The organism is Streptomyces sp. NPDC006259 (genome assembly GCF_042870975.1).
Taxonomy (GTDB): Bacteria; Actinomycetota; Actinomycetes; order Streptomycetales; family Streptomycetaceae; genus Streptomyces.
In genome coordinates this window covers 179056-195893 of the sequence record NZ_JBIAHY010000009.1, presented here as the reverse complement: position 1 = coordinate 195893, position 16838 = coordinate 179056, and the positions used below count along the sequence as shown (strand labels likewise).

The 16838-nt window shown below is 71.1% G+C and carries 13 protein-coding genes and 1 pseudogene; 10 read left to right on the top strand and 4 right to left on the bottom strand.

What is annotated here, in order from left to right:
* Positions 1–9 precede the first annotated feature (9 nt).
* The gene (gene rnc, locus ACFYO5_RS32435) at positions 10–816 is read left to right on the top strand and encodes a ribonuclease III (RefSeq protein ID WP_388715716.1); all 807 of its coding nucleotides are present in this window, start codon (positions 10–12) and stop codon (positions 814–816) included.
* 116 nt (positions 817–932) lie between these two features.
* Positions 933–1853, top strand: a complete 921-nt coding sequence (mutM, locus tag ACFYO5_RS32430; RefSeq protein ID WP_388715713.1) for a bifunctional DNA-formamidopyrimidine glycosylase/DNA-(apurinic or apyrimidinic site) lyase — start codon at positions 933–935, stop codon at positions 1851–1853.
* On the opposite strand, the gene ACFYO5_RS32425 is transcribed toward mutM, so the two are convergent.
* Positions 1826–2227 carry a winged helix-turn-helix transcriptional regulator gene (locus tag ACFYO5_RS32425; RefSeq protein ID WP_388715711.1) on the bottom strand — a complete coding sequence of 134 codons (402 nt, stop codon included), beginning with the start codon at positions 2225–2227 and terminating at the stop codon, positions 1826–1828. The two genes, mutM and ACFYO5_RS32425, sit on opposite strands and share 28 nt — an antisense overlap.
* A gap of 176 nt (positions 2228–2403) precedes the next feature.
* Between ACFYO5_RS32425 and ACFYO5_RS32420 the strand changes: the two genes are divergently transcribed.
* The 3 genes and pseudogenes from ACFYO5_RS32420 to ACFYO5_RS32410 all read left to right on the top strand — a co-directional run.
* The gene (locus tag ACFYO5_RS32420; protein WP_388715708.1) at positions 2404–2994 is read left to right on the top strand and encodes a flavodoxin family protein; all 591 of its coding nucleotides are present in this window, start codon (positions 2404–2406) and stop codon (positions 2992–2994) included.
* Between the two features lie 392 nt (positions 2995–3386).
* On the top strand, positions 3387–4145 hold the full coding sequence (locus ACFYO5_RS32415) for a hypothetical protein (RefSeq protein ID WP_388715705.1): 759 nt from the start codon (positions 3387–3389) through the stop codon (positions 4143–4145).
* 532 nt (positions 4146–4677) lie between these two features.
* Positions 4678–5153, top strand: a pseudogene (locus ACFYO5_RS32410) (tyrosine-type recombinase/integrase); the annotation flags it as partial.
* Positions 5154–5173: 20 nt separating this feature from the next.
* Here the strand turns inward: ACFYO5_RS32410 and ACFYO5_RS32405 are convergent.
* Entirely contained in the window at positions 5174–6343 is a 1170-nt protein-coding gene (locus tag ACFYO5_RS32405; protein WP_388715703.1) for a CAP domain-containing protein, read from the bottom strand.
* Between the two features lie 223 nt (positions 6344–6566).
* Between ACFYO5_RS32405 and ACFYO5_RS32400 the strand changes: the two genes are divergently transcribed.
* The 4 genes from ACFYO5_RS32400 (at position 6567) to ACFYO5_RS32385 (ending at position 13082) form a co-directional block, all read left to right on the top strand.
* A complete protein-coding gene (locus tag ACFYO5_RS32400) occupies positions 6567–6848 on the top strand; it encodes an acylphosphatase (protein WP_388715700.1) in 282 nt (93 codons plus the stop codon).
* Positions 6849–7226: 378 nt separating this feature from the next.
* Positions 7227–7430: a hypothetical protein gene (locus tag ACFYO5_RS32395; protein WP_073491170.1), complete on the top strand. Its 204-nt coding sequence runs from the start codon at positions 7227–7229 to the stop codon at positions 7428–7430.
* A 220-nt stretch (positions 7431–7650) separates the two neighbouring features.
* Positions 7651–11448, top strand: a complete 3798-nt coding sequence (locus tag ACFYO5_RS32390) for an AAA family ATPase (RefSeq protein ID WP_388715697.1) — start codon at positions 7651–7653, stop codon at positions 11446–11448.
* Between the two features lie 215 nt (positions 11449–11663).
* The gene (locus ACFYO5_RS32385) at positions 11664–13082 is read left to right on the top strand and encodes a sugar porter family MFS transporter (protein ID WP_388715694.1); all 1419 of its coding nucleotides are present in this window, start codon (positions 11664–11666) and stop codon (positions 13080–13082) included.
* A gap of 87 nt (positions 13083–13169) precedes the next feature.
* Here the strand turns inward: ACFYO5_RS32385 and ACFYO5_RS32380 are convergent, their stop codons facing one another.
* Positions 13170–14141 (bottom strand): LLM class flavin-dependent oxidoreductase, encoded by a 972-nt coding sequence (locus ACFYO5_RS32380; RefSeq protein WP_388715691.1) that lies wholly within the window; start codon positions 14139–14141, stop codon positions 13170–13172.
* 402 nt (positions 14142–14543) lie between these two features.
* Here ACFYO5_RS32380 and ftsY point away from each other — a divergent pair, with 402 nt between their 5' ends.
* Entirely contained in the window at positions 14544–15746 is a 1203-nt protein-coding gene (ftsY, locus tag ACFYO5_RS32375) for a signal recognition particle-docking protein FtsY (protein WP_356561991.1), read from the top strand.
* Between the two features lie 179 nt (positions 15747–15925).
* On the opposite strand, the gene ACFYO5_RS32370 is transcribed toward ftsY, so the two are convergent.
* On the bottom strand, positions 15926–16582 hold the full coding sequence (locus ACFYO5_RS32370) for a bifunctional DNA primase/polymerase (RefSeq protein ID WP_356561989.1): 657 nt from the start codon (positions 16580–16582) through the stop codon (positions 15926–15928).
* Positions 16583–16838 lie beyond the last annotated feature (256 nt).

Genomic DNA, 16838 nt, shown 5'->3' with positions numbered 1-16838 from the left:
AGAGGCTCCATGTCTGACGCCAAGGCGGATCCAGTCGCCAAGAAAAAGGCGGACAACACGGCCTCGTCCCACACGCTTCTGGAAGGGCGGCTCGGCTATCAGCTCGAGTCCGCCCTTCTGGTGCGTGCGCTGACCCACCGTTCCTTCGCATACGAGAACGGCGGTCTGCCGACGAACGAGCGGCTGGAGTTCCTCGGGGACTCCGTGCTCGGTCTCGTCGTCACGGACACGCTGTACCGCACCCACCCCGACCTGCCCGAAGGCCAATTGGCCAAGTTGCGGGCCGCGGTGGTCAACTCGCGTGCGCTGGCGGAGGTCGGTCGTGGCCTCGACCTGGGCTCCTTCATCCGGCTCGGCCGGGGCGAAGAGGGCACGGGCGGCCGGGACAAGGCGTCCATCCTCGCCGACACCCTGGAAGCGGTGATCGGCGCGGTCTATCTCGACCAGGGCCTCGACGCGGCCTCCGAACTGGTACACCGCCTGTTCGACCCGCTGATCGAGAAGTCCTCGAACCTCGGAGCCGGCCTGGACTGGAAGACCAGCCTCCAGGAGCTGACCGCGACCGAAGGACTCGGCGTGCCCGAGTACCTGGTCACGGAGACCGGCCCCGATCACGAGAAGACCTTCACTGCTGCCGCCCGCGTCGGAGGCGTCTCGTACGGCACCGGCACCGGCCGCAGCAAGAAGGAGGCGGAGCAGCAGGCCGCCGAGTCCGCCTGGCGGTCCATCCGGGCCGAGGCGGACGAGCGCGCCAAGGCGGCTCACGCCGTGGTGGCCGCGGACGGCACCGCGGAGCAGGAGTCCGCCTCCGCCTGACGGTCCTGGCACCACCCGCCGGGACCGCCAGCAGTGACAGCACCGACGTGCACCGAGCGCCCGCCCCGCGACAGGGGCGGGCGCTCGGGCCGTACGAGAGGGAGTGACGGGTCCTCATGCCCGAGTTGCCCGAGGTCGAGGTCGTCCGGCGCGGTCTGGAGCGCTGGGTCGCCCATCGCACGGTCGCCGAGGCCGAGGTGCTCCACCCGCGTGCCGTACGCCGGCATGTGGCCGGCGCCGACGACTTCACGCACCGCCTCAAGGGCCACCGGGTGGGAGTCCCGAGCCGTCGCGGCAAGTACCTGTGGCTGCCGCTGGAGGACACCCCGCAGGCGATCCTGGCGCATCTCGGCATGAGCGGTCAGCTCCTGGTGCAGCCGCAGGGGGCTCCCGACGAGAAGCATCTGCGCATCCGGGTCCGCTTCACCGACGCGTCGCCACCAGCCTCCCCGGCTCCCGGCCCCGCCCCGGCGGAAGGCGCCCCCGTCGCGGCGGACGCCACGGAGCTGCGCTTCGTCGACCAGCGCACCTTCGGCGGTCTGTCGCTGCACGACACCACCCCGGACGGACTGCCCGACGTCATCGCGCACATCGCCCGCGATCCCCTCGACCCGCTGTTCGACGACGAGGCCTTCCACCAGGCCCTTCGGCGCAAGCGCAGCACGATCAAACGAGCCCTGCTCGACCAGTCGCTGATCAGCGGCGTCGGCAACATCTACGCCGACGAGGCGCTGTGGCGCTCCCGCCTCCACTACGACCGCCCCACGGCGGGCTTCACCCGCCCGCGCACCCTCGAACTGCTCGGCCATGTCCGGGACGTGATGAACGCGGCACTCGCCGTCGGCGGCACCAGCTTCGACAGCCTGTACGTCAACGTCAACGGCGAGTCGGGCTACTTCGACCGGTCGCTGGACGCCTACGGACGTGAGGGGCTGCCCTGCGGGCGCTGCGGCACGCCGATGCGCCGACGCCCCTGGATGAACCGGTCCAGCTACTTCTGCCCGAAGTGTCAGAGGCCGCCGCGCGTCTCGTCGTAACGCCCGCGGGAGGCCAGGACCTCGTCCATCCGCCCCTCCACCAGGTGGATGAGGCCGAGGAGCCGCTCGGCGACCTCATGGCCCAGGGGGGTCAGTTCGTAGTCCACGCGGGGTGGGTTGGTCGGCTGCGCGTCGCGGTGCACCAGGCCGTCGCGCTCCAGCGCGTGCAGCGTCTGGGACAGCATCTTCTCGCTGACGCCGTCGACGCGTCGGCGCAGCTCGTTGAAGCGCAGCGAGCCCTCGTGCAGGGCTCCCAGGGTGAGAGAGCCCCAGCGGCCCGTCACGTGCTCCAGCGTGCCGCGCGAGGGGCAGGCCTTGGCGAACACGTTGTACGGGAGGTCCTGCTCCGGGGCGCGCTCCTGAATGCCGGTCATGACTCAAGCCTACTCGAACGCAGCGCTAACCGGCAGGTTGCACTAACTGTGAGTTAGTGCTTTCCTTTCGTCATCGGTGGCGAGCTGCCTACGCGCATCCCCGCCTCCCTCTTCCTGCTTCTTTCCTGCCTTTCCTGGCCCTGCCCTGCCCTTTCACTGCCCTGAGGAGCGCGCACGTGACCACCCCCGTTGTCTCCATCGCCTACCACTCCGGCCACGGCCACACCGCCGTCATCGCGGAGGCCGTCCGCTCCGGCGCCGTCCAGGCCGGTGCCGAGGTGCACATGATCAGGGTCGACGAGATCACCGAGGAGCAGTGGGCGGTGCTCGACGGCTCGGACGCGATCGTGTTCGGCTCGCCCACCTACATGGGCACCGCGTCGGCCGCCTTCCACGCCTTCGCCGAGGCGACCTCCGCCCGCTGGGCCACCCAGGACTGGAAGGACAAGCTGGCCGCCGGCTTCACCAACTCCGGGTCCAAGAGCGGCGACAAGTTGCACACCCTGCAGTTCTTCCAGATCCTGGCCGCGCAGCTCGGCATGCACTGGGTCAACCTGGGCCTGCTCCCCGGCTGGAACAGCAGCACGGCCTCCGAGACCGACCTCAACCGCCTCGGCGTCTTCCTCGGCGCGGCCGCCCAGACCAACGTCGACGAGGGCCCCGACGCCGTCCACAAGGCGGACATCGCCACGGCCGAACACCTGGGCCGCCGGGTCACGGACACCGCCAGGACCCTCGGCGCGGGCCGCGCGGCCCAGGCCGCCTAGTCACCGCCGGTGCGCCACCAGGGTGCGGTCGCCCGCCCACCGCCGGTGCGCCACCCGGGCGCGGCCGCCCGCCCACCGCCGGTGTGTCACCGGGGTGCGGCTCTGCGCCCACCGTCGCTGTACCACTCGGGTGCGGCTCTGCGCCCACGCCGGCATACCGCTCGGACGTGGCCGCCTAGTAGCCGAAGAAGTGAAGGGGCGGGTCTCTGACCTGCGGCCGTGTAATCGATCAACGCTGCGACCTGCGACTTAGCTGTCGGTGGTTGTCGGCGTTGGTCGTCGTTGAGCGCCCTCCGACGGCCCCGAGGCGGCCCGATGCCGGGCGGCGTGTGAGTGACGTGACGCGCGCAAAACCGAGACGGTCGTCGCCGCCTCTCGTCTATCTTGGTGCGATGCCCATGTCCAACTCGGCTGTGCAGAAGCTAGGCAAGCGGCTCGAGCTTCCTGAGGCTGTATCAGAAGAGGATCTGACTCTTCTTGAAGATCTACTTATTGACTACAGCGAGCTTCTCACGGCTGCTCGCGGCGTGGTTGATGAGCTGTGTGACATCGTGGAGTGGCCGCTGGGCGTCACGCACAGGCTCAAGACGACTGACACCCTCATTCAGAAGCTGCAACGAGCGAAGGCTCGTGGATCTAGCACTAACCTCGCACGAATACAGGACATCGCCGGCATCCGAGTGTCAGGTCGCCTCACCCTCACGGAGCAAGATCAGCTCGGGGACATGGTGGTCGAGCGCTTCGAGAGTCAAGGGCACAAGTGCTCAGTGAAAGATCGCCGTGAAGATCCCATGGTTGGCTACAGGGCCGTCCATGTGATCGTCGCTGTCGGCGGCAGGTATGTGGAGATTCAGATCCGTACAGTTGGGCAAGACCTATGGGCGAACGTCTTCGAGCGAATCGCTGACATCTTCGGTCGAGGCATCAGGTACGGGGAGCCTCCGGAGTACGGCGGGCAGGCGGTGACAGACGTCATCTCTGCCATGGAAGGTTTCTCGACTAGTCTGTACGAGATGGAGACGGAGGCTGCTGCAAGCATCGTCTCCGGACAAGAACGGGAAGCCACTATGGCCCGCTTGGATCCAGTGCTCGTAGCGCTGAGGGAGAGCTTGCAGACCATCGAAGGCGTCAGAGGGAGGTCGGCTACATGAAGGCACTTAGGCACTTCCTGCTTGTCTACAACCGCCACAGTGGTGAGACCGATGTCCGGCAAGAATTCCCGGCTTCCGAGGGTCGGGCGGCTCTGCGTGCCAGGTTCCAGCTAGAACGGGATCTCAGGGGGCAGGAAGACATCGAGATCGTGGTCCTCACTGGAGCCTCCCTAGAAAGCCTCCGGAAGACGCACTCGCGCTACTTTGGCGGCACGGCCACACGGAGCCTTGCGGGCGTCTGACCTGCGGTTGAGCATCCAAGCTTTCTGAAATGTAGCGGAGCGTAGTCTCGTGCAGTGGTCCCCTCGGCCACGCGGGCTACGCTCCGTCGCTATGCTGACCTTCGGTCACGGAGCGTAGCCCGCGTGGCCAGGCGGTCGGGGCCTCTTGCCTGGGATTTTACCTAACCTGCCTCCGTTTAGGCTGAAGGCTGGCCGAGAGGGCGGCGTAGCGACTTTGGCCGGGAGCTGCTTTGGCGCGAGTGATCATGGCCCCGTAAGCTTCCGGCGCGTCGGGCAGTCTGTGGACCTGCCCTGTGTTCGCTCCGCCCAAGGGTGGCAAGGAGCGTGACGTGCCTCTGCCCGAGTCCGTGGCCTTCGCGTTGGCTGCGCACCTGAAGCGTCACCCGGCCGTGCGGGTCACCTTGCCGTGGAAGACGCTCGACGGTCCTCCGATAACGGCGTCGCTCATCTTCACCGGGCTCTCGATCGGAACCGCTTCAACGATCGGGTATGGCGGCCGGCACTTCGGGCTGCCGGGGTGGAGACCGGGCGGGACAACGGCATGCACGCGCTGCGGCACTTCTACGCCTCGGTGCTCCTGGACGCGGGGGAGAGCATCAAGGCTCTCAGCGAGTACCTGGGCCATCATGACCCCGGCTTCACCCTGCGCACGTACACGCACCTGATGCCGTCCAGCGAGACCAGGACTCGGGCCGCCGTGGACAGCGTCTTCCGAAACGTTGAACCCACGGAAGACGGCCCGGAGGCGGCCCAAGGACAAGATTAGGTCTCTGACCTGCGGTTATCTCAGTAGCCGAAGTCCTGCGTCCACCAAGGGCCGCCGGAGCCGAGGTGCACTCCGACGCCCAGTGTCTTGAAGTCGCAGTTCAGGATGTTGGCGCGGTGACCGGGGCTGTTCATCCAGGCCTCCATCACCGCCGCGGCGTCGGCCTGGCCGCGCGCTATGTTCTCGCCGCCGAGGTCCGATATGCCGGCCTTCCCGGCACGGTCCCAGGGGGTCGCGCCGTCCGGGTCGGTGTGGTCGAAGAAGCCTCGCGCTGCCATGTCCTCGCTGAACTTCTGGGCGAGGTCGGCCAGCGAACTGTTCGCCGAGACGGCGCTGCAGCCAACCTTGGCCCGCTCCTCGTTGACGAGCTTCAGCACCTCGGCGGCGGCCTGGACCTCCGCCGAGACCGTCACCGGGGCCTCCGACTTCGCCGGCGCCTTCGTGGCCGCCTCGGACGGGGTCGTCCTCGGCTCCTTCGACGGAGTGGCCGCCGGCTTCTCGGTGGTCGCCGACGCGCTCGGGGAAGCCGTCGAGGCCGACGGGGAGGGCGAGGCGGAGGCCGAGGCCGAGGCGGGGCTGGAGGCGGAGGGCGGGGTGGATCGGCCGGCGTCGCGGCTGGTCGCCGTACCGTCGCGGTCGGTCTCGGCGGAGCCGGAGGTGCCGCCCTGCTCGGAGGCCGAGTTGGTGGGGGAGTCGGCGGCCTGCACCCGGTCGCCGGCGCCGCCGCCCCCGCCCAGCCGGTAGTCGTCGAGGCCGGGCACCACGCCCGTGGCCACCGCGACCGTCCCCAGGGCGACCGCCGCGGACATCCCGAGCAGACCGGTCTTGACCGGGGTCACGGCCCTCCGCTTGCGACGGCGACCCGCACCGCCCCGGCGGCCACCGTCGCGCGGCGAGCCGCCACCCGGCGTGAAACCGTCGGAGGCGAAGCCGTCCGGCGTGAAGCCGTCGGAGTCGAAGACCGCGGTGTCGTCGGCGGCTCGCGTGCGCACGTCGTCGGGGGCGAACAGGTACTCCTGGCTCCGGGCGACCGTGTCGGCGTACGCCTCCGGGTTCAGGTACGGCGCGATGCCCATCGTGGGGTGGTCGCCGCCGTACGCCTCCCACCGCGAACGGCTTTCCGGGTGCGAGCCGTCGGTGTGGCCGGCCGCCGTGGCGCGGCCGGCGGCGGAGCGTCGGTGGCGTCCCATGTTCTGGCCTTCCTCGTCCAACTGGTCCGGGCGGGGATCCCGTCCGTCGGTGCCTGCGGGGTCCCCGTGGCCGACCGGCGCCCGTGCGGCGCATGACTCCCCATGGTCGACCTGACTCACTCGATCGAGTGAGTTTCAAATGGGATTCATTGGGTGGGGACGGTACCGCATACCGCTGGGGGAGGAAGTGTCCCAAGTGACATCGCCTGATTAGGTTGCCTTCATGAGCGAGGATGTAAGGCTGGTCGCCTGGGTGCGCGGACACGTCCAGGGCGTGGGTTTCCGCTGGTTCACGCGGGCGAAGGCGCTGGAGATCGGCGGCCTGAGTGGTTTTGCTCTCAATCTGGCCGACGGTCGGGTGCAGGTGGTCGCCGAGGGCTCCCCGCAGGGCTGTGAAGGGCTGCTCGACTGGCTGCGGAGTGACGACACGCCCGGACGCGTGGACGGAGTCACAGAGATATGGGACACACCCCGCGGCGGCTACGACGGTTTCGCGATCCGCTGACGATCGCGCGAGGCGCCGCCCCGCGAAAACGGACGGGCGTGGCACCGGCACCCGCACCCGGCAGAAAAGGGCAGGTCGCTGCCGAGAATCGCTTGCATCGGCAGGCACCGCGCGCAAGGATGATCGCCACGCCCCGAGGGTCCCGAGGAGTCGCAGCGCCGCCGTTCCAGGCCGCGCGCACCAGGGTTGCCCGCCCATACGGGGCGTGATCGTGTTGACCGTCAAACTTTTTGGTGAGACGCTAAAAGCACCCCGCGCACCTAGCTGTTTGGCATGGATGAACGGCAAAAAGAACAAGATCCAGTCAACACCGCGGGTGCGAATCCCTCACGACCCATACCGCTTCGGTCGGTCACTCATTGTGGAGGACCATCCATCATGGCAAAGGCGCTTCTCGGTTACGTCGGCGGCTCCGACCCGCGACTCCTCGCCGAGATGCGACGGCTCCAGCAGCGCGTCCAGGACCTGGAAAACGAGCTCGGACGAATCCAGGCTGAGAACGACGCTCTGACGGCTGCCGCTTCTCACGACAGGTTCATGGAGAGCATCGACGCACACCAGGCGGAGCCTGCGCTCACCTGATCGCTGCACTGCTCCACAACAGCACACGCAGTGGTCGGGCGGCTCATGAAACCGCGTCGGACCGCTAAGTCTGCAGAATGTGCAAGGGACGCTTCGGCGTCCCTTCTTTCTTTCCCCCGCATCCTTTCACCGTCTACAACGTCTGGTCTGCCCTGCGCGTTCACGGGCGAAACCGCGGGTTCATGCAGTGAGACATCCACGGGCGGTAAAGTCCGGCGGCGTGCACCTCAAGGCCCTGACCCTCCGAGGGTTCAAGTCGTTCGCCTCCGCGACCACACTCCGGTTCGAGCCGGGCATCACGTGTGTCGTCGGGCCCAACGGCTCGGGCAAGTCCAACGTCGTGGACGCGCTCAGCTGGGTCATGGGCGAGCAGGGCGCCAAGTCGCTGCGCGGCGGCAAGATGGAGGACGTCATCTTCGCCGGCACCACCGGCCGTCCGCCGCTGGGCCGCGCCGAGGTGTCCCTCACCATCGACAACTCCGACGGGGCCCTGCCCATCGAGTACGCCGAGGTCACCATCACGCGGATCATGTTCCGCAACGGCGGCAGCGAGTACCAGATCAACGGCGACACCTGCCGGCTCCTCGACATCCAGGACCTGCTGTCCGACTCCGGCATCGGCCGCGAGATGCACGTCATCGTCGGCCAGGGTCAGCTCGACTCCGTGCTGCACGCCGACCCGATGGGCCGCCGCGCGTTCATCGAGGAGGCCGCGGGCGTCCTGAAGCACCGCAAGCGCAAGGAGAAGGCGCTGCGGAAACTGGACGCGATGCGGGCCAACCTCGCGCGCGTGCAGGACCTGACGGACGAGCTGCGCAGACAGCTGAAGCCGCTGGGCCGCCAGGCCGCCGTCGCCCGCCGCGCCGCCGTGATCCAGGCCGACCTGCGCGACGCCCGCCTGCGCCTCCTCGCCGACGACCTCGTACGGCTGCGTGAGGCGCTCTCGTCGGAGATCGCCGACGAGGCCGCCCTCAAGGAGCGCAAGGACGCCGCCGAGCAGGAACTGCGCCGGGCCCTCCAGCGCGAGGCCCAGCTGGAGGACGAGGTCCGCCGGCTCGCGCCCCGGCTCCAGCGGGCCCAGCAGACCTGGTACGAGCTGTCCCAGCTCGCCGAACGCGTCCGGGGGACGGTCTCGCTGGCCGACGCCCGTGTGAAGAGCGCCACCTCCGCGCCTCCCGAGGAGCGGCGCGGCCGCGATCCGGAGGACCTGGAGCGCGAGGCCGCCCGTGTCCGCGAGCAGGAGGCGGAGCTGGAGGCCGCCCTCGAAGCGGCCCAGCACGCCCTCGACGACACCGTCTCCCACCGCGCCGACCTGGAGCGGGAGCTGGCTGTCGAGGAGCGGCGGCTGAAGGACGTCGCCCGTGCGATCGCCGACCGGCGTGAGGGCCTCGCCCGGCTGCACGGCCAGGTCAACGCGGCCCGCTCGCGCGCCGCCTCCGCCCAGGCCGAGATCGACCGCCTGGCCGCCGCCCGCGACGAGGCGCGGGAACGGGCGGTCACCGCGCAGGAGGAGTACGAGGCCCTCCAGGCGGAGGTCGAGGGGCTGGACGCGGGCGACCAGGAACTGGGCGAGCGGCACGACGAGGCCAAGCGGCGGCTCGCCGAGGCCGAGACCGCCCTGACCACCGCCCGGGAAGCCGTCACCGCGGCCGAGCGCAGGCGTGCCGCCACCCAGGCCCGCCACGAGACCCTCGCCATGGGATTGCGCCGCAAAGACGGCACGGGCGCCCTCCTCGACGCGAAGGACCGCCTCACCGGCCTGCTGGGTCCGGCCGCGGAACTCCTCACCGTCACCCCCGGCTACGAGGTCGCGCTCGCCGCGGCGTTCGGCGCCGCCGCCGACGCCCTCGCCGTCACCACCCCGTCCGCCGCCGCCGAAGCCATCCGCCTGCTGCGCAAACAGGACGCCGGCCGGGCGGCACTCCTGCTGGCGGGCGGCCCGCAGGAGCCCGCGCCCGGACGGCGGGTGGCCGCCGAGGGTGCCGTGGGCGCGGGGCCGTCACCGGCCGGTGGCACGAGGGCGGGCGTGTCGGCGGGGGGCGTGGAGCCGGGGGGTGTGGAGCCGGGCGCCGGTGCCGACCGGGCGGAGCGGCCGACCGCCGGGTCCGCCGACGGCACACCGGCCCCGGCGGGCGCCACGGGCGTCGACGCCGGCGGCTGCTCCGCCGAGCCGTCGGCTGCCGCCCCCGAGGAGGCCGTGGCGAGCGCCCCGGCCGGCGCCCCCTTCGCCGCCGACCTGGTCCGCGCCCCCGGCGAGCTGCTGCCCGCCGTACGCCGGCTGCTGCGGGACGTCGTCGTCGTCGGGACGCTGGAGGACGCCGAGGATCTCGTCTACGCGCGGCCCGACCTGACCGCTGTCACCGCCGAGGGCGATCTGCTCGGGGCGCACTTCGCGCAGGGCGGGTCCGCCGGTGCGCCGAGTCTGCTGGAGGTCCAGGCTTCCGTCGACGAGGCCGCCGCCGAGCTGGAGGAGCTGGCGGTGCGGTGCGAGGAGCTGGCGGAGGCGCAGCGTGCGGCGGGGGAGCGGCGCCGGGAGTGCGCCGCGTCCGTCGAGGAGCTGGGGGAGCGGCGGCGGGTGGCGGACCGCGAGAAGTCCGCCGTCGCCCAGCAGCTCGGGCGGCTCGCCGGGCAGGCGCGCGGCGCCGCCGGGGAGGCCGAGCGGTCCGCCGCCGCGGCCGCCCGTGCGCAGGAGGCGCTCGACCGGGCCGTGGAGGAGGCCGAGGAACTGGCCGAGCGGCTGGTCGTCGCCGAGGAGATGCCGGGGGAGGAGGAGCCCGACACCTCCGTGCGGGACCGGCTCGCCGCCGACGGGGCGAACGCGCGGCAGACGGAGATGGAGGCGCGCCTCCAGGTCCGTACGCACGAGGAGCGCGTCAAGGGGCTCGCCGGGCGGGCCGACTCGCTGGACCGGGCCGCGCGGGCGGAACGTGAGGCACGCGCGCGTGCCGAGCAGCGCCTGGCGCGGCTGCGGCACGAGGCCGCCGTCGCGCGGGCCGTCGCCGCAGGTGCGCGGCAACTGCTCGCGCACGTCGAGGTGTCGCTGGGCCGTGCCGAGCGGGAGCGGGTCGCCGCCGACGCCGCCAAGGCGCGGCGCGAGCAGGAGCTGGCCGCGGCGCGGGCGGCGGGGCGGGACCTCAAGGCGGAACTCGACAAGCTGACGGACTCGGTCCACCGGGGAGAGGTGCTCGGTGCCGAGAAGCGGCTGCGGATCGAGCAGCTGGAGACGAAGGCGCTGGAGGAGCTGGGCGTCGAGCCGGCGGGGCTGGTGTCCGAGTACGGTCCGCGCCAGCCGGTGCCGCCCTCGCCGCCCGCCGAGGGCGAGGAGCTGCCGGAGGACCCCGAGGACCCGCGCAACCAGCCTCGGCCCTTCGTCCGGGCGGAGCAGGAGAAGCGGCTGAGGGCGGCCGAGCGGGCGTACCAGCAGCTCGGCAAGGTGAATCCGCTCGCCCTGGAGGAGTTCGCCGCGCTGGAGGAGCGTCATCAGTTCCTCAGTGAGCAGCTGGAGGACCTGAAGAAGACGCGCGCCGACCTCCTCCAGGTGGTGAAGGAGGTCGACGAGCGGGTCGAGCAGGTGTTCACCGAGGCGTTCCGTGACACCGCCCGCGAGTTCGAGGGCGTGTTCGGCCGGCTGTTCCCGGGAGGCGAGGGGCGGTTGATCCTGACGGACCCCGCCAACATGCTCACCACGGGCGTGGAGGTCGAGGCCCGGCCGCCCGGCAAGAAGGTCAAGCGGCTGAGTCTGCTCTCGGGCGGCGAGCGGTCGCTCACGGCCGTCGCGATGCTCGTCTCGATCTTCAAGGCGCGGCCGAGCCCGTTCTACGTCATGGACGAGGTCGAGGCCGCCCTGGACGACACCAACCTCCAGCGGCTGATCCGGATCATGCAGGAGCTGCAGGAGTCGTCGCAGCTGATCGTGATCACGCACCAGAAACGCACGATGGAGGTCGCCGACGCGCTGTACGGCGTGTCCATGCAGGGCGATGGTGTGTCGAAGGTCATCAGCCAGCGCCTGCGCTGAAGGGCCGGAGCGGGTACCCGTAACCCCAGCTCCCGCTCTAACTTCAAGAGTTGAACACATTCCCCTCCGGCGGGCGCTGAAAAGTCACAGCCGGGCCCTCTTGACTTCGAAACTTGAAGGCATAGTCTCGGCTCCGTCGCTTTTACCTTCAGGTACCACCTATCTGGAGGTGTTGATCCCGTCGGCGGCGTTGCCGGCGGCCCGAGGAGTTGAACGTGACCAGCACAGAGCAGGCACAAAAGTCAGGAGCCGGAACGGCTCACCCCGATCATCTCGGGCACGTCATCTTCATCGCGGCGGCGGCCGCGATGGGCGGCTTCCTCTTCGGCTACGACAGTTCCGTGATCAACGGCGCCGTCGAGGCCATCCGAGGCCGCTACGACGTAGGCTCCGCGGCCCTGGCCCAGGTCATCGCCATCGCCCTGATCGGCTGTGCCATCGGCGCCGCCACCGCCGGCCGCATGGCCGACCGCATCGGCCGGATCCGCTGCATGCAGATCTCCGCCGTGCTGTTCACGATCAGCGCCGTCGGCTCGGCGCTGCCCTTCTCGCTGTGGGACCTCGCCTTCTGGCGGGTCGTCGGCGGCTTCGCCATCGGCATGGCCTCGGTCATCGGCCCCGCCTACATCGCGGAGGTCGCCCCGCCCGCCTACCGCGGCCGTCTCGGCTCCTTCCAGCAGGCCGCGATCGTCATCGGCATCGCCGTGTCGCAGCTGGTCAACTGGGGTCTGCTCAACGCCGCCGGCGGCGACCAGCGCGGCGAGATCATGGGCCTGGAGGCCTGGCAGGTCATGCTGGGCGTCATGGTGGTCCCGGCCGTCCTGTACGGCCTGCTCTCCTTCGCGATCCCCGAGTCCCCGCGCTTCCTGATCTCCGTCGGCAAGCACCAGCGCGCCCGCGAGATCCTCATGGAGGTCGAGGGCAACGACGTCGACTTCGACGCCCGTATCGCCGAGATCGAGCACGCCATGAAGAGCGAGCACAAGTCCAGCTTCACGGACCTGCTGGGCGGCTCCTTCTTCTTCAAGCCGATCGTCTGGATCGGTATCGGCCTGTCGGTCTTCCAGCAGTTCGTCGGCATCAACGTCGCGTTCTACTACTCCTCGACGCTGTGGCAGTCGGTCGGCGTCGACCCGACGGACTCGTTCCTCTACTCCTTCACGACGTCGATCATCAACATCGTCGGCACCGTGATCGCGATGATCTTCGTGGACCGCGTCGGCCGCAGGCCGCTCGCCCTCATCGGCTCCGTCGGCATGGTCATCGGCCTCGCGCTGGAGGCCTGGGCGTTCTCCTTCGACCTCGTCGACGGCAAGCTGCCCGCCACCCAGGGCTGGGTCGCCCTGATCGCCGCCCACGTCTTCGTCCTCTTCTTCGCCCTGTCGTGGGGTGTGGTCGTCTGGGTCTTCCTGGGCGAGATGTTCCCGAACAGGATCCGCGCCGCCGCCCTGGGCGTCGCCGCCTCCGCGCAGTGGATCGCCAACTGGGCCATCACCGCGAGCTTCCCGTCGCTCGCCGACTGGAACCTCTCCGCGACCTACGTGATCTACACGGTCTTCGCCGCGCTCTCCATCCCGTTCGTCCTCAAGTACGTCAAGGAGACGAAGGGCAAGACGCTGGAGGAGATGGGCTGAGCCCCGCCCGGAAATTCCTGGACTCGAGGAGAGGGGTCAAGTCCCCGCTGCCCTCTCCTCGACACCCGTGAGGCGTGCCGCCCCGGTTCACCCCGTGAGCCGGGGCAGCACGCTCTCGCAGAACAGCCGCAGGCTGCGCCGGCCCTCCTCCACCGGCATGCCGCCCGCCAGCGGATGCAGGACGAGGCTGTCGAGCCCCTGCGCCACGCACTCGTCGGGCGTCAGGATCCGGTAGACGCCCTCGTCGCGCAGCTCCCGTACGTTCGTCGCCGCCGACCGCACCGCCGAGCGGATGTCCGCCGACTGCCAGGACGCGTAGGTGCGGGCCTCGTGCAGGAAGTGTTCGCCGTACGTCGCCCACGCGCGGTCCGGATCCTCGGCCAGGTGCAGCAGCGGGGTCTCGGCGGCGGGCATCATCACCCAGCCCTCGGTGCCGTACTCCACCAGCCGCTCCTTGTAGTAGGCCTCCAGCTCCGGCAGGTGGGCGCTGGGGAAGAAGGGCAGGCCCAGCCGGGCGGCCCGGCGGGCGGCGGCCGGGGACGAACCGCCGACCAGCAGCAGGGGGTGCGGCTCGGTGCACGGGCGCGGGGTGACCCGTACCGTACGGCCGCGGTAGGTGAACTCCTCGCCGGTCCAGGCCTTGAGCAGCGTCTCCAGCAATTCGTCCTGGAGCCGGCCGCGCAGCTTCCAGTCGACGCCGGCGCGGGCGTACTCCTGCGGCCGGTATCCGATGCCGGCGACGGTCACCAGGCGGCCGCCGCTGAGCAGGTCCAGCACCGCGATGTCCTCGGCCAGCCGCAGCGGGTCGTGCAGCGGACCGATGACCGCCGACACCGTGACCGCCAGCCGGCGGGTCGCGCCGAGGACGGCGCCCGCGAAGGCGAACGGCGAGGGCAGCCAGTTGTTCTCGGCGCCGTGGTGCTCCTCGGTCTGCACGGTGGTCACCCCGTGCTCGTCGGCGTAGGCGGCCATCTCCAGGGCGGCCCGGTAGCGGACGCCGAGCGCCGCGGGGGAGGCGTCGGGGGCGACGAGGTTGAAGCGGACGACGGTGACGGGCATGGGGGCTCCCTCCAGGGGCGGAGGGCGGACGGTAGCTGACGGATCATCAGATCACCATGGCGGTGGAGGGACGGCCTCGACGCGGACGCCGACGCCGACCCGGACGCCGATGCCGACTCGGACACCAAGGCCGACGCCGACCCGGACGCCGACGCCGATGCCGACTCGGACACCAAGGCCGACGCCGACCCGGACGCCCATGCCGATGCCGACTCGGACGCCGACGCGACGCCGACGCCTAAGGCGAAGCCGACGCCCTGACCGGACCCCTCGTACCCACACATCCCAGCGATCCGCGCCGGCCGGGCGCGGGCGTGCCGCACCGGCGCGGAGTGATCGGCTGGGGAACGGGCGGGCCGTCACCCGCCCCGGCCGAGGGGGGTCGCGCATACTGGACGGGTTATGGAAACCGTCATCCTTGCTGTAGTCATCGCCGTGGTCGTGCTCGCGGCGCTCGGCGGGCTCGTCGTCGGCAGTCGGCGGAAGAAGCCGCTGCCTCCGCCGCCCCCGACCGCGCCCGACATCACGGCGCCGCCGGCCGAGCCGCACGTCGGCGACGAGGCCGAAACGCCGCGCGAAGAACCGCGCCGCACGATCGAGGAGGTGGACCTTCCGGGCGGCCGCGCACCCACCGCCGTCGAGGAGCCTCCCGTTGTCGAGGCTCCCGGGATCGAGATCCCGGAGCCCACCGCGGGGCGGCTGGTCCGCCTCCGCGCCCGCCTCTCCCGCTCCCAGAACGCCCTCGGCCAGGGGCTGCTCACGCTGCTCTCGCGCGAGCACCTCGACGACGACACCTGGGAGGAGATCGAGGACACCCTCCTCACCGCCGACGTCGGCGTCATGCCGACCCAGGAGCTGGTCGAACGGCTGCGTGAGCGCGTGAAGGTGCTCGGCACCCGCACGCCCGACGAGCTGCGCGCCCTGCTCCGCGACGAGCTGCTCAAGCTGGTCGGCACCGAGGTCGACCGCACCGTGCGGACCGAGCCCGAGGGCCGCAGGCCGGGCATCGTGATGGTCGTCGGCGTCAACGGCACCGGCAAGACCACCACCACCGGCAAGCTCGCGCGCGTGCTCGTGGCCGACGGCCGTACGGTCGTCCTGGGCGCCGCGGACACCTTCCGGGCCGCCGCCGCGGACCAGCTCCAGACCTGGGGCGAGCGCGTCGGTGCCCACACCGTGCGCGGGCCCGAGGCGGGTGACCCCGCCTCCGTCGCCTTCGACGCGGTGAAGGAGGGCAAGGAGATGGGGGTCGACGTGGTCCTCATCGACACCGCCGGCCGGCTGCACACCAAGACCGGGCTCATGGACGAGCTGGGCAAGGTCAAGCGGGTCGTGGAGAAGCACGCCCCGCTCGACGAGGTGCTGCTCGTCCTCGACGCCACCACCGGGCAGAACGGCCTCGTGCAGGCGCGGGTGTTCGCGGAGGTCGTCGACATCACCGGCATCGTGCTGACCAAGCTGGACGGCACGGCCAAGGGCGGCATCGTGATCGCCGTCCAGCGCGAGCTGGGCGTACCGGTCAAGCTCATCGGGCTCGGAGAGGGCGCGGACGATCTGGCGCCGTTCGAGCCGGAGGCGTTCGTTGACGCTCTCATCGGAGAGTGACCGGGTACCGAACGCGGTAGCCGTCGGCGAAGAAGCGCCCGTCCCCCGAGGTGCAGTCGGGGGACGGGCGCTTCGCTGTGCACGCCCTGCGCCCGAGCGGTGGCCGTGCGGTCGGCGTCCGGGTCCGCCGCGGCCGGATAGGCCCGCCGTGCCGCCGGTCCGCCGTGCCCGGCATGGGCCTACGCGCGCGACCGGTGTGCCACGTACGCCAGCGTGCCCAGCAGCAGCCGGGCCGCCGGCGGCCTCGTCGCCGAGTCCAGCGCCGGCGGGCGCAGCCAGCGCACCGGGCCGAGGCCGCCGCGGTCGGAGGGCGGCGCCGTGATGTACGTACCCGGGCCGAGGCCGCGCAGGTCGAGGGAGACCGGGTCGTCCCAGCCCATGCGGTAGAGCAGGCCCGGGAGTTCGGCGGCGGCGCCGGGGGCGACGAGGAACTGGGCGCGGCCCTCGGGCGTGGCGGTGACCGGGCCGAGCGGGAGGCCCATGCGCTCCAGGCGCACCAGCGCGCGGCGCCCGGCCGGCTCGGCCACCTCGATCACGTCGAAGGCGCGGCCGACCGGGAGCATCACGGCGGCGCCGGGGAAGTCCGACCAGGTCCTCGTCACGTCGTCGAGGGTGGCGCCCGCGGGCACTCGGGACCCGAACTCCAGGGGATGCGCGCCGGGCCGGCGGCAGTCGGAGCGGCCGCAGGAGCAGGCGCCGGCCGCGGCGCGCGCACCCGGGACCACGTCCCAGCCCCACAGCCCGGTGAACTCGGCGACCGCGGTGCACTCGGACGTGCGCCCGCGCCTGCGCGTGCCGGAGCGAATCTCGCGGATGCCGCCGATCGTGAAGCCCATGCCCCCTCCAACGGGTCCGACCCACCGATGGTTACGTAGCGGACGCGCTCGGTGACGGTGTGTGGTGACGGCTTCCCGTCATCGGCCGTTCCAGGCAGCGTCCGGAAGCGTCCTGGGTGGTGTGGTGGAGGGCGCGCGCCCCTGAGTGCACCGTTCCGCCCACCCCGGCTGTCCTATGTCAAGTGAATCGCCTGTGCGCCACCGTGAGTTCATTCGAAGGGGTGGCGAATGGTGGCGTTTCCGGGATCGCCATGGC